Source organism: Streptomyces botrytidirepellens, from assembly GCF_003721215.1.
In the GTDB taxonomy this organism is placed as follows: domain Bacteria; phylum Actinomycetota; class Actinomycetes; order Streptomycetales; family Streptomycetaceae; genus Streptomyces; species Streptomyces himastatinicus.
Genome location: NZ_RIBZ01000152.1, coordinates 1 through 13,736, shown reverse-complemented (window position 1 = coordinate 13,736; position 13,736 = coordinate 1). Strand labels below are relative to the sequence as shown.

9 protein-coding genes and 1 pseudogene are annotated in these 13,736 nt (G+C 72.7%); 7 read left to right on the top strand and 3 right to left on the bottom strand.

The window, feature by feature from the left end; translation table 11 throughout:
• Positions 1 to 193: 193 nt before the first annotated feature.
• A complete protein-coding gene (locus EEJ42_RS11070; RefSeq protein ID WP_123099779.1) occupies positions 194 to 1,528 on the bottom strand; it encodes an enolase C-terminal domain-like protein in 1,335 nt (444 codons plus the stop codon).
• A 176-nt stretch (positions 1,529 to 1,704) separates the two neighbouring features.
• Between EEJ42_RS11070 and EEJ42_RS11065 the strand changes: the two genes are divergently transcribed.
• From EEJ42_RS11065 to EEJ42_RS11050, 5 genes and pseudogenes are all read left to right on the top strand, one after another.
• Complete coding sequence (locus tag EEJ42_RS11065) at positions 1,705 to 2,421, top strand: FadR/GntR family transcriptional regulator (RefSeq protein WP_123099778.1); 717 nt, start codon at positions 1,705 to 1,707, stop codon at positions 2,419 to 2,421.
• Positions 2,422 to 2,450: 29 nt separating this feature from the next.
• A complete protein-coding gene (locus tag EEJ42_RS11060; protein ID WP_123099777.1) occupies positions 2,451 to 3,911 on the top strand; it encodes an amino acid permease in 1,461 nt (486 codons plus the stop codon).
• An 85-nt stretch (positions 3,912 to 3,996) separates the two neighbouring features.
• Positions 3,997 to 5,031 carry an asparaginase gene (locus EEJ42_RS11055; protein WP_123099780.1) on the top strand — a complete coding sequence of 345 codons (1,035 nt, stop codon included), beginning with the start codon at positions 3,997 to 3,999 and terminating at the stop codon, positions 5,029 to 5,031.
• Positions 5,032 to 5,071: 40 nt separating this feature from the next.
• Positions 5,072 to 5,284, top strand: a pseudogene (aspA, locus tag EEJ42_RS54590) (aspartate ammonia-lyase); the annotation flags it as partial.
• A gap of 61 nt (positions 5,285 to 5,345) precedes the next feature.
• A complete protein-coding gene (locus EEJ42_RS11050; RefSeq protein WP_425472877.1) occupies positions 5,346 to 6,518 on the top strand; it encodes an aspartate ammonia-lyase in 1,173 nt (390 codons plus the stop codon).
• 19 nt (positions 6,519 to 6,537) lie between these two features.
• On the opposite strand, the gene EEJ42_RS11045 is transcribed toward EEJ42_RS11050, so the two are convergent.
• Both EEJ42_RS11045 and EEJ42_RS11040 read right to left on the bottom strand, forming a co-directional pair.
• Positions 6,538 to 7,854 carry a GAF domain-containing protein gene (locus EEJ42_RS11045; RefSeq protein WP_123099776.1) on the bottom strand — a complete coding sequence of 439 codons (1,317 nt, stop codon included), beginning with the start codon at positions 7,852 to 7,854 and terminating at the stop codon, positions 6,538 to 6,540.
• Between the two features lie 217 nt (positions 7,855 to 8,071).
• The gene (locus EEJ42_RS11040; RefSeq protein WP_123099775.1) at positions 8,072 to 10,531 is read right to left on the bottom strand and encodes a SpoIIE family protein phosphatase; all 2,460 of its coding nucleotides are present in this window, start codon (positions 10,529 to 10,531) and stop codon (positions 8,072 to 8,074) included.
• Between the two features lie 321 nt (positions 10,532 to 10,852).
• Here EEJ42_RS11040 and EEJ42_RS11035 point away from each other — a divergent pair, with 321 nt between their 5' ends.
• Together EEJ42_RS11035 and EEJ42_RS11030 are read left to right on the top strand one after the other, a co-directional pair.
• Complete coding sequence (locus tag EEJ42_RS11035) at positions 10,853 to 13,303, top strand: molybdopterin-dependent oxidoreductase (RefSeq protein WP_123099774.1); 2,451 nt, start codon at positions 10,853 to 10,855, stop codon at positions 13,301 to 13,303.
• Between the two features lie 125 nt (positions 13,304 to 13,428).
• The coding region (locus tag EEJ42_RS11030) for an effector-associated domain EAD1-containing protein (RefSeq protein WP_148081919.1) at positions 13,429 to 13,736 on the top strand (308 nt) is incomplete at its 3' end.

Here is a 13,736-nt window from a genome sequence, read left to right as displayed (position 1 = left end):
CGCCCCGGACCCCGGTCCTCAATCGCCGGACGGGCTGGAAAACCAGCCCGTCCAGGGGGCACCTCCCAGCGGTAGCTGGGGGAGATTGAGGACACGCCCGGAGGGCGTCCGGGGGTCCAGGGGGCGGAGCCCCTTGGTTCGGGAAGGGGCGGGTAGGGGACAAGCCCCCGGCAGGGCGAACCGACCCGCACCCCTAAACCCACGCCTCCCCATCCGGGTACGCATACGCCTGCAGCGCCTCCGGCCGCAGCGCCGAGCTGAAGCCGGGCGCAGTCGGAACCCGGTAGCGCCCACCGGTGACGATCGCCGGGTCGAGGAAGTGCTCATGCAAATGGTCGGCGTATTCGACGGCCCGGTCCCGCCAGGTGCCCGAGACCGCGACGTAGTCGAACATGGCCAGGTGCCGGACCAGCTCGCACAGTCCGACGCCGCCCGCGTGCGGCCACACCGGAACCCCGAACTCGGCGGCCAGCAGCAGGATCGCGAGGTTCTCGTTGACCCCGCCGACCCGGCAGGCGTCCAGCTGAAGCACATCGAGGGCACCCGCTTGCAGCAGCTGCTTGAAGATGACCCGGTTGGCCGTGTGCTCGCCCGCCGCGACCTTCACGGGTGCGACGGCCCGACGGATCGCGGCCAGGCCGATGATCTCGTCCGGGCTGGTGGGTTCCTCGATCCAGTACGGGTCGAACCGGGCCAGCGCCCGGGTGCGCTCGACCGCCTCGCCGACCTCCCAGCGCTGGTTGGCGTCGAGCGCCAGCCGGATGTCCGGGCCGATGGCCTCGCGCGCGATCCGGCAGCGCCGGATGTCGTCGGCCGGGGAGGCGCCGACCTTGAGCTTGATCTGGGTGAAGCCGTCGGCGACGGCCGCCCGCGAGGTCCGGGCGAGCCGGTCGTCGTCGTAGCCGAGCCAGCCGCAGGAGGTGAGGTACGCCGGGTAGCCCTCGGCCCGCAGCCGGGCCTCGCGCCCGGCCTTGCCGGGTGCGGCACGGCGCAGGATCCGCAGGGCGTCGTCGGGGGTCAGCGCGTCGGAGAGGTAGCGGAAGTCGGTGAGCGCGACCAGCTCCTCGGGGGCCATGTCGGACAGCAGCTTCCACAGTGGTTTCCCGGCCCGCTTGGCGGTGAGGTCCCACAGGGCGTTCATCACCGCCGCGACGGCCATGTGGGTGACGCCCTTCTCGGGGCCCAGCCAGCGCAGCTGCCCGTCGTCGACGAGCCCCCGGTAGACGTCGGCCAGCCCGGCGGGCAGGGCGGGCAGCTCGGCGCCGACCAGTAGCGGACGCAGCGCGTCGATCGCCGCGACCTCGACCTCGTTGCCGCGGCCGATGGTGAAGCAGAAGCCGTGCCCCTCCAGGTCGTCCCCGGCGTCGGTGCGGACGATGACGTACGCGGCGGAGTAGTCCGGGTCGGGGTGGCTGGCGTCGGAGCCGTGGAGCCGGCGTGAGGTGGGGAAGCGGATGTCGTGGGTGTCGAGTGCCGTGATCCGCGTCCTGGTCGCCGTGCGTGCTGCGGGCCGCCCTATCGTCGCCATCGCGCGTCACACCCCGTCCCTTCGCCCCCTCAGTCGCAGTCTCCGACCTGGGCGACGAAAAGTCCATATATGGGCAAAGTGGGCATGGGTTGGCCGGATCCCTTCGCCGAACGGCTGGATCATTCGCCGCATCAGAACCCTTGACAACGCTTTGGCGCACGGCTCAGGATCCTCGAGTGAACTTGTCAGACAGCCAGACAGGCGCAGAATCGTTTCCTCGTCGGGTGAGTGCCATGGAGGCGGTCCTCAGCCACCTCCGGGGCGCCATCGAGCGCGGCGACTACGCGGTAGGGGACAAACTCCCCTCCGAGGCCGAGCTGTGCCGTCGCCTGGAGGTGAGCCGCCCGGTGCTCCGCGAGGCCCTGCGGGCCTTGCAGACCATGGGGCTCACCGCCTCGCGCACCGGCAAGGGCACCTTCGTCATCTCCAGCGGTCCGGTGGAGGATCCCACCTTCGGCGACTACGCCGCGAGTGACCTGCTGGAGGTGCGGCGGCACATCGAGATCCCCGTCGCGGGGTACGCGGCCGTGCGCCGCTCCGCCGAGGATCTCGACCACCTGTCCCATCTGCTGGACCGGATGGAGCGGGAGACCGACACCACCGCCTGGGTGGCGATGGACACCACGTTCCATCTCGCCGTCGCCCAGGCGGCGCAGAACCCGGTCTTCCGCCGGGTCATCGAGGAGATCCGTGACGCCCTGGCACGGCAGTCGGCATTTCTCAATGAACTCGGCGGCCGCCGGGAGCAGTCCAACCGAGAACACCGGGCGATCGTCGAGGCGCTCGCCGACGGGTCCGAACCCGACGCGGTGGCGGCGATGACCCACCACCTCGAACGGGTCGAGACCACCCTGACCTCCATCGTGCGCCCCGTTTCGGCGGACGGCGTGTGATACGTACCAACGGAAGGCGGACAGCAGGCGTGAGCGAGCAGTCCCTCCGGCAGGAAGAACGCCACGACCACGGGCCGGACCAGCCCCAGCACATCGACGCCGGCGACGCCGGCTACAGCAAGTCCCTCAAGGCCCGGCACGTCAACATGATCGCCATCGGCGGTGCCATCGGCACCGGGCTGTTTCTCGGCGCCGGGGGGCGCCTGAAGGACGCCGGGCCCTCGCTGGCCCTGGCGTACGCGGTCTGCGGCGTCTTCGCCTTCCTGGTGGTGCGGGCCCTCGGCGAGCTGGTGCTGCACCGGCCGTCCTCGGGCGCGTTCGTCTCCTACGCCCGGGAGTTCCTCGGCGAGAAGGGCGCGTACGTCGCCGGGTGGATGTATTTCCTCAACTGGTCCACCACCGGCATCGCCGACATCACCGCCGTCGCGACGTACACCCACTACTGGGGCATGTTCACCGACATCCCGCAGTGGGTGATCGCGCTGATCGCGCTCGCCGTCGTGCTGGCGGTGAACCTGATCTCCGTGAAGATCTTCGGTGAGCTGGAGTTCTGGTTCGCCATCATCAAGGTCAGCGCCCTCGTCGTCTTCATGGCGATCGGCATCTTCCTGCTGGTCAGCCGCCATCCCGTGGACGGCCACGCCACCGGCCCCAGCCTGATCACCGAGCACGGCGGACTGTTCCCGCACGGCGCGCTGCCCATGCTGCTGGTCATCCAGGGCGTCGTCTTCGCCTACGCCTCCGTCGAACTCGTCGGCGTCACCGCGGGCGAGACGCAGGAGCCCGAGAAGATCATGCCCAAGGCGATCAACTCCATCATGTGGCGCGTCGCCGTCTTCTACGTCGGCTCCGTGGTGCTGCTCTCCCTGCTGATGCCCGCCGGCGCCTACTCCGCCGACCAGAGCCCCTTCGTCACCGTGCTCTCCAAGCTCGGCGTGCCCGCGGCGGGCGATGTGATGAACCTCGTCGTCCTCACCGCCGCGATGTCCAGCCTCAACTCCGGCCTCTACTCCACCGGCCGGATCCTGCGCTCGATGGCCATGGCGGGCTCCGCGCCCAAGTTCACCGGCGCGATGAGCCGCACCCAGGTGCCCTACGGCGGCATCCTCCTCACCTCGGCCGTCTGTGTGCTGGGCGTCGGCCTCAACTACGTCGTGCCCAGCGAGGCGTTCGAGATCGTGCTCAACTTCGCGGCGCTCGGCATCCTCTCCACCTGGGCGATCATCATGATCTGCCACCTGCTCTTCTGGCGCCGCGCCCAGGCCGGCCAGGTCACCCGGCCCGGCTACCGGCTGCCCGGTTCGCCGTACACCGAAATCGTCACCCTCGGCTTCCTCTTCTCCGTCATGGTCCTGATGTGGGCCGACGGCGGACCCAGCCGGCTCACCGTCATGGCGCTCCCGGGCATCGCGCTGGCGCTGGTCATCGGCTGGTTCTGTACCAGGGGCCGGGTGAACGCCGTCCGCGACGAGGCGGCGACCAAGCGGTAGACCGGCCCGGCCAGGACGGCCTGCCCCGACCAGGCGGATGAACCACCCCCTGAACCACCCCGACGACCGGAGCATCACCACCACCATGAACACCACCACCGGGCAGCACACCGACGACGCTCGCCACACCCCGGCCGAGCCCCCCGTCATCCGCGAACCCCGCCACGTGCCGCTCGCCCATGTCGTCCGCGCCGGTGTGATCGAGGGCGTGCACCACGGGTCGGCGGTCGTCCTGGCCGCCGACGGCCGGGTCGCGTTCCAGGCCGGTGACATCGACGCGGCGTTCTACCCGCGGTCCGCGCTCAAGCCCGTCCAGGCCGTCGCGCTGCTGCGGGCCGGGCTGCCGCTGGACGGCGCGCTGCTCTCGCTCACCGCCGCCAGCCACTCCGGCCAGGACACCCATCTGGCCGGTGCCCGGCGCATCCTGGAGGAGGCGGGCCTCACCGAGGACGAGCTGCGCAACACCCCCGACCTGCCGTACGGCTCCGCGATGCGCGAAGCGTGGCTGCGGGCCGACCGCAAGCCCACCCGGCTGGCCCAGAACTGCTCCGGCAAGCACGCCGCGATGCTGTACACCGCGAAGCTGCGCGGCTGGTCGCTGGAGGACTACCTCGACCCGGCCCACCCGCTCCAGCAGGTGATCGCCGAGACCGTGGAGGACCTCACCGGCCAGCGCGTCGCCCAGGTGACCGTCGACGGCTGCGGCGCGCCGCTGTTCTCCGTCTCCCCGCTGGGCCTGGCCCGCGCCGCCGCCGCCATCGCCTCGGCCGCCCCGGACACCCCCGAGGGCCGGGTCGCGGACGCCATGCGCACGTACCCCGAGATGGCGTCCGGCGACGACCGGGACGTCGCCCTGCTGATGCGCAAGGTCCCCGGGCTGCTGGCCAAGGACGGCTTCGAGGGCGTGCAGATGGCCGGGCTGTCCGACGGACAGGCCGTCGTCGTCAAGATCGCCGACGGCGCCGACCGCGCCCGGATGCCGGTCACCGCGGCCGCTCTCGCGCACTGCGGCATAGGCGCCGACGTCCTCGGCGAGTTCGCCACCGCCCCGGTCGTCGGCGGCGACACCACGGTCGGCCGTCTGCACGCCACGGACACCCTCGCGCTGCCCGCCGCCTGATCCGCCCACCCCACTCTCACCCAAGGAACCCTGCACAGCCATGACCGCTGACTCCGGCTACCGCCGCGAACACGATCTGCTCGGCGACCGCGACGTCCCCGCCGACGCGTACTGGGGCGTCCACACGCTGCGGGCCTCCGAGAACTTCCCCATCACCGGCACCTCCATCTCCGCCTACCCGCACCTCATCAACGCCCTGGCGGCCGTCAAGGAGGCCGCGGCCCGCGCCAACGAGGACCTGGGCCTGCTCTCCTCGCTCAAGGCCGACGCCATCGCCGCCGCCTGCCAGGAGATACGCCGCGGCGAGNGACGCCATCGCCGCCGCCTGCCAGGAGATACGCCGCGGCGAGCTGCACGACCAGTTCACCGTGGACGTGATCCAGGGCGGCGCCGGGACCTCGACCAACATGAACGCCAACGAGGTCATCGCCAACCGGGCGCTGGAGATCCTCGGCCACGAAAAGGGCGAGTACGGCATCCTCCACCCCAACGAGGACGTCAACCTCAGCCAGTCCACCAACGACGTCTACCCGACCGCCGTCAACGTCTCCACCATCATCGCCGTCCGCGAGCTGCACGCGGCCATGGAGACGCTGCGCCGGGCCTTCGCCGCCAAGGCCGAGGAGTTCCGCGAGATCCTGAAGATGGGCCGCACCCAGCTCCAGGACGCGGTGCCGATGACGCTGGGTCAGGAGTTCTCCTCGTACGCCGTGATGCTGGAGGAGGACCAGAGCCGGCTGCTGGAGGCCTCCGGCCTGGTGCACGAGATCAACCTCGGCGCCACCGCGATCGGCACCGGCCTCAACGCCCCGAAGGGCTACGCGGAGGCCGCCCGCGGCCACCTGGAGGACATCACCGGGCTGCCGCTGATCACCGCCGCCAATCTGGTCGAGGCCACCCAGGACTGCGGGGCGTTCGTCCATCTGTCCGGCGTGCTCAAGCGCATCGCGGTCAAGCTCTCCAAGAGCTGCAACGACCTGCGGCTGCTCTCCTCCGGTCCGCGTGCCGGGCTCAATGAGATCAACTTGCCGCCGGTGCAGGCGGGTTCCAGCATCATGCCCGGCAAGGTCAACCCGGTCATCCCCGAGGTCGTCAACCAGGTGGCCTTCGAGGTGATCGGCAACGACGTGGCCATCACGATGGCCGCCGAGGCCGGACAGCTCCAGCTGAACGCCTTCGAGCCGATCATCCTGCACTCCCTCTCGGAGAGCGTCACCCATCTGCGGGCCGCCTGCCTGGTGCTGGCCGACCGCTGCGTCGCGGGCATCACCGCCAACGCCGACGAGCTGCGCGCCACCGTCGAGAACTCCATCGGCCTGGTCACCGCCCTCAACCCGTACATCGGCTACAGCGCGGCCACCAGCATCGCCAAGGAGGCCCTCGCCACCGGCCGCGGCGTCGCCGAACTCGTCCTGGAGAAGGGCCTGCTGCCCGCCGAACGCCTCGCCGAGGTGCTCAGCCCGGAGGAGGTCGCGGGCACGCGCTGACCCCGGGAAGCGCGGGCCTCTAGAAGAGGGGTTCCGTTCGCATGCGGGTGACGGCGGGGGCCACGCTGAACGGCAGGAGATCCTGCCGGCGGTCCGGACTCCGCACCTCGACGCGGATCCGGTCCGCGAACCGGTAGGGGCGGTGCGTGAGCACCGCCCCGAGCCGTCCGCGCAGCCGGGACATCGCCGCCCGCACGGTGACCGTCCGCGTCGGGTCGCCGAACAGGTCGTGGGCGAGCTGCGCCGCGGTGCGCCCCTCGGGGTGCGCGGCGAGCACCAGCAGCAGTTCGGCGTGGCGGGCGCTGAGCCCATGGGTCCAGGCGCCGGAGGGGCCGGAGAAGGTCAGCGACCAGTGGTGCGGGTGGCGTACGTCCAGCACCAGGTGCCCCGGCCCGGCGGGCGCCGCCGGGTCGCCGTCCTCGCCGTCGAGCACCCGCAGCAGATGGCCGCCGGGCAGCGGTTCCACCGCGCAGGTGCCGAGCGACGGCAGCCAGACCGGCCCGTACGGCGCCTCCCGGGCCGCCTTCGGCAGCGGCAGCCGGTGGTCCTGCGGGCTGATCCCGGTGACGGCGGCGACCCAGCCGTGCCGGTCCACCACGGCCGCCTTGCCCGGGATGCGCGCGAGGACGGGCGCGGCGAGGGCGCGCAGCGCGTCCAGTTCGCGGCTGTGGGCCAGCCGCAGTTCGCCCTCGGCCCACCGGGCGGTGGCCGTGACCAGGGAGAGCACGGTGGGGTGGGCGGTGGGGGCGGGGCCGCTGATGTCGATGACGCCGAGCAGCTGCCCGTCCCGGGGGTCGCGTACCGGCGCGGCGGCGCAGCTCCAGGTGTGGAAGGCGCGGACGAAGTGCTCCGCGGAGTGCACCCGCACCGGCGCCCGGACGGCCAGCGCGGTGCCGATCCCGCTGGTCCCGGCCGTCTCCTCGGCCCAGTGCGCGCCCTCGGTGAGGGCGATCCCCTCCGCGTGCCGGCGGATGCCGCGGTGGCCGTCGATCCAGAGCACCCGGCCGTCGGCATCCGCGATGATCATGATGTGCCCGGCCGCTTCCGCCGCCTCCAGCAGCCCGCTGTGCAGCGTGGGCAGCACGTCCGCCAGCCGGGTCGCCTGCCGTCGCCGCTCCAGCTCGTCCAGGCTGAGCAGCCCCCGGTCGTGACCGCGGTCCGGGTCCAGGCCCAGCCGCAGCATCCGGTCCCAGGACTGGCCGATCACCGGGCGCGCGGGCAGCGGGAGCCTGCCGCGGCTCAGCGCGGCGTCCCGCATGACCGCCATCAGCCGGGCCGACTCGGCGGGGCTCAGCGCCGCCAGGGAGTCGGCGGGGCGCGTGGCTTCAGTTCGCATGGATTGCGGCCTTTCGTTCCGCCGCGGGGCCCGCCACGGCGGCGGGCCGCGGCGTCCGCCTGACGCCGAATGCCATGGTGCAGCCTCAAGTCCGCAACGAACAGGGCTTCGTGCCGCCGATTGTAGTGAAGGCGGCCGGTCCTCACGGACCCTAGGGGGCGTCTCGCCGATCATGCCGGGCTGATCGACAAGACACCCCCGAGGCGTGCGCGGGCGGTCAGCCGTCGGCGGCGGACAGGGACTGCTCCGCCCAGATCGTCTTGCCGGTGCCGGTCTGCCGGGTGCCCCAGCTCTGCGTCAGCTGGGCCACCAGCAGCAGCCCGCGGCCGCCCTCGTCGAAGGTGCGGGCCCGGCGCAGATGCGGGGCGGTGCCGCTGCCGTCGGACACCTCACAGATCAGGGTGCGGTCGTGGATCAGCCGCAGCTGGATGGGCGCCTTGGCGTGCCGGATGGCGTTGGTGATCAGCTCGCTCACCACCAGCTCGGTGGTGAACACGGCCTCGCCCAGACCCCACGCCTCCAACTGCGCCGAGGCGTCCCGGCGGGCCTGCGCCACCACGGAGGGGTCGGCCGGCAGGTCCCAGGTGGCCACGTGACCCGCGTCCAGGGCCCGGGTGCGGGCGAGCAGCAGCGCCACGTCGTCCTCCGGGCGGCTGGGCAGCATCTTGCTGATCACGACGTCACAGGCGGCCTCCAGCGACTCCGCGGGCTGGGCCAGCGCGGACCGCAGCGTGTCCAGCGCCCGGTCGATGTCCTGGTCACGGGACTCGATCAGCCCGTCCGTGTACAGCGCGAGCAGACTGCCCTCCGCGAGCTCCACCTCGACCGTCTCGAACGGCAGGCTGCCCAGCCCCAGGGGTGGGCCGCCGGGCAGGTCGAGGAGGTCGACCGAGCCGTCGGGGGACACCACCGCGGGCGGCGGATGCCCCGCCCGGGCGATCGAACAGCGCCGCGAGACCGGGTCGTAGACCGCGTACAGGCAGGTCGCGCCGATGTCCCCGCTGGTGGCTCCCGCACCCGTCGGGCCCTGGGCGCTCTCCGCCTCCGCCGAGAGGTGGTTGACCATGTCGTCCAGGTGGGTCAGCAGCTCATCGGGGGCAAGGTCGACGTCGGCGAGGGTACGGACCGCCGTGCGCAGCCGTCCCATGGTCGCCGACGCCTGCACCCCGTGGCCGACCACGTCGCCCACCACGAGCGCGACCCGCGCCCCGGACAGCGGGATCACATCGAACCAGTCGCCGCCCACCCCGGCCTGCGGGCCCGCGGGCAGGTAGCGGGAGGCGACGTCGACGGCCGCGCTGTGCGGCAGGGTCCGCGGCAGCAGGCTGCGCTGGAGGGCCAGCGCGGTGTTCCGCTCCCGGGTGTAGCGGCGGGCGTTGTCGATGCAGACCGCCGCCCGGGCCGTCATCTCCTCGGCAAGCAGGAGATCGTCCTCCTCGAACGGCTCGGGCCGCTGGTGCCGGGAGAACGTCGCCACCCCCAGGGTGGTGCCGCGGGCGCGCAGCGGGATGGCCATCGTGGAGTGGAAGCCGAACCGATGGATCGATGCGGCCCGGTCCGGGGCCTCGGCCGCCCATCGGGACACCGCCGGGTCCGTCACCCGGTTCAGCAGTCCCCGCTCCGCCTTCAGGCACTCGGCGGCGGGGGAGAAGTCCGGGTACGCGGCCACCTTCCCCACCTCCACCACGGCCTCCGGGGTGCCCGCGAAGACCGACCGGGCGGCGACCCGCCGCAGCATGACATGGCCGCTGAGGGGGCCAGGGCGGGGCTCGCTGCCGCCGTGCACCGAGGGCAGCAGGTCGACGGTCACGAAGTCGGCCAGCTCCGGAACCGCCACATCGGCCAGCTCCTGCGTGGTCCGGTCGATGTCCAGGGTGGAGCCGATCCGGATGCTCGCCTCGTTGAGCAGCAGCAGCCGCTGACGGGTGGTGTGCTGCGGGGTCCGGTCGTGCGCGGACAGCATCACGGCCGCCACCCGGCCGTCGCCGTCCCGCAGCGGGGCCAGCGAGGTCGACCAGGCGACCGGGCGGTCGTGCCCGGGCATCCGCAGGAACAGCTCGAGGTGCTGCGCCTCGCCGGTCTCCAGCACTCGGAGCATCCGCTCCTCGGTCTCCTCCGCCTCGGGCCCGGGGGTGATCTCCGGCACCCGCAGCCCGCGGATCTCCTCCTGGGTGAGGCCCAGCACCCGCTCCATGTCCTGGTTGGCCCACCGCAGCCGCAGATCGGTGTCGTACACCGCCATCGTGCACGGCCCCTGGGCGAAGCAGTGCTTCAGCAACTCCTCGTCCGCCAGCGGCCGTTCGGGCCGGGGTAGCGGGGAGACGACGAGCCATTCGGTGGCGTCGCCGGACGCGGTGACGCGGTGTGCCAGCAGCCCGGCCGTCACCCGGGATCCGTCGCGGTGCAGCAGCGCCACCCGGCCCCGGAACCGGTCGGGCGGATTCAAGGCGCGCAGGGTTTCGGCCACCGACAGCGGATTCGCCCGGTCGGCGAGCAGACCGGCCGCCGATCTGCCCACGATCTCCTCGGGCCGGTATCCGAGCAGCCCTTCGGCCCCCTCGTTCCACTGGGTGACGATGCCGTGCCCGTCGACAGTGGCCCTGGCTGTGGACGCCTCGTCGATGAGGTCGTCCGACCGGACGGGCTGCTCGTGCGGCGGCGTGTCCGGTCCCGTCATGTGGTCATCTCACCCTTGCCCTCGGACTTCCGCCATGGGCAGGTGACGGCCTCCACCGCCGCGGCCCTGGCGGGGAGTGAACCCATTTGGTCGCGCGTTCAAGTATGCCATCGGTGGCCGAATATCGGCATACGCGGAACGGGAACGACGATAACGCTCAGCAGCCGGGCTGACACCCCTTCGGTGCGGGCCCCTTGCCCGATGGGCCGACCGGCTGACGCCCGGCGGTCAGGACGGTCCCGGACCGGCCGAGGGGGAGTGAGCGCGGCGAAGAGAGGAACTGGAGGTAGTGGAGAGACCGACGAAAGGCGAGATCACCGCATGAGCAGGGCAGCGAGCAACGGAGCCGACGGCACGGCCCACGACGGCGACGGGACCGCCTACGACGGCGACGGGACGGCCCACGACGGCGACGGGACGGCCCACGACGGCGATGGGGCGGTCCACGACGGCGACGGCACGGGGCCGCACCCGGACGCCACCCCCCACGGACACCCCCACAGCTCGCACTGGGGCGCCTTCGACGCCGCCGTCCGCCCCGACGGCGGCCTCGACGTCACCCCCGACCCCCGCGACCCCCACCCCGCGGACCTGCTGCGCAACCTGCCCGCCGCGCTCGGCCCCCGCGACCGGGTCCTCACCCCCCACGTCCGCCGCGGCTGGCTGGAACACGGCCCCGGGCCCGACCCGGCCCGCGGCACCGACGACCACGTACCCGTCCCCTGGGACGAGGTGATCCCGCTGCTGGCCCGCGAACTGGACCGGGTCCGCACCGCCCACGGCAACCGGGCGATCTTCGGCGGCTCGTACGGCTGGGGCAGCGCGGGTCGCTTCCACCACGCGCAGAGCCAGATCCACCGGTTCCTCAACTGCCTCGGCGGCTACACCCGCTCCGTCAACTCCTACAGCCTCGGCGCCGCCACCACCCTGCTGCGCCACGTGGTGGGCGACGACGCCCCGATCAGCAACCCCACCCCGCTGTCCGTGCTGGCCGAGCACACCGGCCTCTTCCTCTGCTTCGGCGGCATGCCGGCCAAGAACACGCAGGTCAACGCGGGAGGCATCAGCCGCCACAGAGCCGCCGGGCTGCTGCGCGCGGCCCGCGACCGCGGCGCCCGCTTCATCCTGGTCAGCCCGCTGCGCGACGACCTCGCCGACGAGCTGGACGCCGAGTGGCTGGCCCCCGTCCCCGGCACCGACACCGCGCTGATGCTCGCGCTGTGCCACGTCCTCATCGAGGAGGGCCGGTACGACGCGGACTTCTGCCGCCGCCACTGCGAGGGCTTCGACACCTTCGCCCGCCACGTCCTCGGCCGCGACGGCTCCACCGCCAAGACCCCGCACTGGGCCGAGCCGATCTGCGGCCTCCCCGCCGCCCGCATCGCCGCCCTGGCGCGGGAGCTGACCGAACACCGCACCATGATCTCCCTCAGCTGGTCGCTCCAGCGCGCCCACCGCGGCGAGCAGCCGCTGTGGGCGGGCATCGCGCTGGCCTGCCTGCTCGGCCAGATCGGGCAGCCCGGCGGCGGCTTCGGCCACGGCTACGGCGCCACCGGCGGCACCGGTGCCGGAACGCTCCCGTACAAGCTGCCCACCCTGAACCAGGGCACCAATCCCGTGCCCGACTTCATCCCCGTCGCCCGGATCGCCGACCTGCTCCTCCACCCGGGCGAGGAGTTCGACTACGACGGCGGGCGCCACACCTACCCCGACATCCGGCTCGTCCACTGGGTCGGTGGCAACCCCTTCCACCACCACCAGGACCTCGGCCGACTGCGCCGCGCCTTCGCCCGCCCGGACACCGTCGTCGTCCACGAACCCCACTGGACCGCCACCGCCCGCCACGCCGACATCGTGCTGCCCGCCACCACCACCCTGGAACGCGACGACATCGGCGGAGCCAAACAGGACACCGCGCTCATCGCCATGCACCGCGTCACCGACCCGGTCGGCGAGGCCCGCGACGACTACCGCATCCTCAGCGACCTGGCCACCGAACTCGGCATCGGCCACGCCTTCACCGAAGGCCGCGACGCGAACGGCTGGCTGGAACACCTCTACGAGAGCTGGCGCCGCGGCCTGCCGCCGGAGTACACGCCCGAGGAGGACTTCAAGACCTTCTGGCGCGCGGGCCGCATCCCCCTGCGGGCCCTGCGCGAACAACGCACCCTGTACGCCGCCTTCCGCGCCGCCCCCGACGCCGCGCCACTGCCCACCCCCAGCGGCCGCATCGAGCTGTACTCCGCCACCATCGCCTCCTACGGCTACGACGACTGCCCCGGCCACCCCGCCTGGCTGCCGCCGGAGCCGCATGACGCCGATGACGCCGACGACCCGGGCGCGTACCCCCTGCACCTGGTCGCCAACAACCCGCCCACCCGGCTGCACAGCCAGCTCGACCAGGGCGAACTCAGCGCCTCCTCCAAGGTCCGCGGCCGCGAACCGGTCCGGATGCACCCCGATGACGCCGCGGCGCGCGGCGTGCGCGACGGCGACGTGGTGCGCATCCGCTCCACCGTGGGCAGCTGCCTGGCCGGTGCCGTGCTCAGCGACGCGGTACGGCCCGGCGTGGTCCAACTCGCCACCGGCGCCTGGTTCGACCCCTCCGCCCCCGAGGTGGCCACCTGTATCCACGGCAACCCCAACGCCGTCACCCGCGACACCGGTACCTCCCGGCTCGCCCAGGGCTGCACCGGTCAGCTCGCGCGGGTCGAGGTGGAACGCTATGACGGACCGCTGCCCGCCGTCCGTGCCCACAACCTGTCACATTGAGGACAGGGACGAAGCGCCCCCCGGGGAGCGGAGCGGGCCTTGATGCCATCTTGTGGACAAACGGAATATCGGTGCCGATGCGGCGCTAAGCTGTCCGCTCATCGGGCGGAGCACGGGAGGTCGCGTTGTCACAAGGGGGGCCCGAACGGGCCACGTTGATCGCCCGGCTGGCGAAGCTGTACCCGGAGGTCAGATCCGTCCGGCGGCTCATGGAGACGGCCGGAATCCCGAGCGACATGGTGGACTTCGGCGGCGGCGCGCGGGACGTGTGGCACGCCGCGCTGCGCGAGGCGGACAACCGGGGCAAGCGGGTGGCCCTGCTCACCACCGCCGTCGGCGAGTTCTCGGACGACGAGGAGCTGCGCCGGGCCCTGTCCCGGGCGCTCGCCGAACCGGCCGCGACGCCGACGGCCGCCCCGGGCGGGGCGGGCGG

Bases quoted from the DNA above. Each gene is read 5' to 3' on its own strand.
- EEJ42_RS11045 (WP_123099776.1), bottom strand. From the start codon at position 7,854: ATGCGAACTGAAGCCACGCGCCCCGCCGACTCCCTGGCGGCGCTGAGC.
- EEJ42_RS11040 (WP_123099775.1), bottom strand. From the start codon at position 10,531: ATGACGGGACCGGACACGCCGCCGCACGAGCAGCCCGTCCGGTCGGAC.
- EEJ42_RS11035 (WP_123099774.1), top strand. From the start codon at position 10,853: ATGAGCAGGGCAGCGAGCAACGGAGCCGACGGCACGGCCCACGACGGC.
- EEJ42_RS11070 (WP_123099779.1), bottom strand. From the start codon at position 1,528: ATGGCGACGATAGGGCGGCCCGCAGCACGCACGGCGACCAGGACGCGG.
- EEJ42_RS11055 (WP_123099780.1), top strand. From the start codon at position 3,997: ATGAACACCACCACCGGGCAGCACACCGACGACGCTCGCCACACCCCG.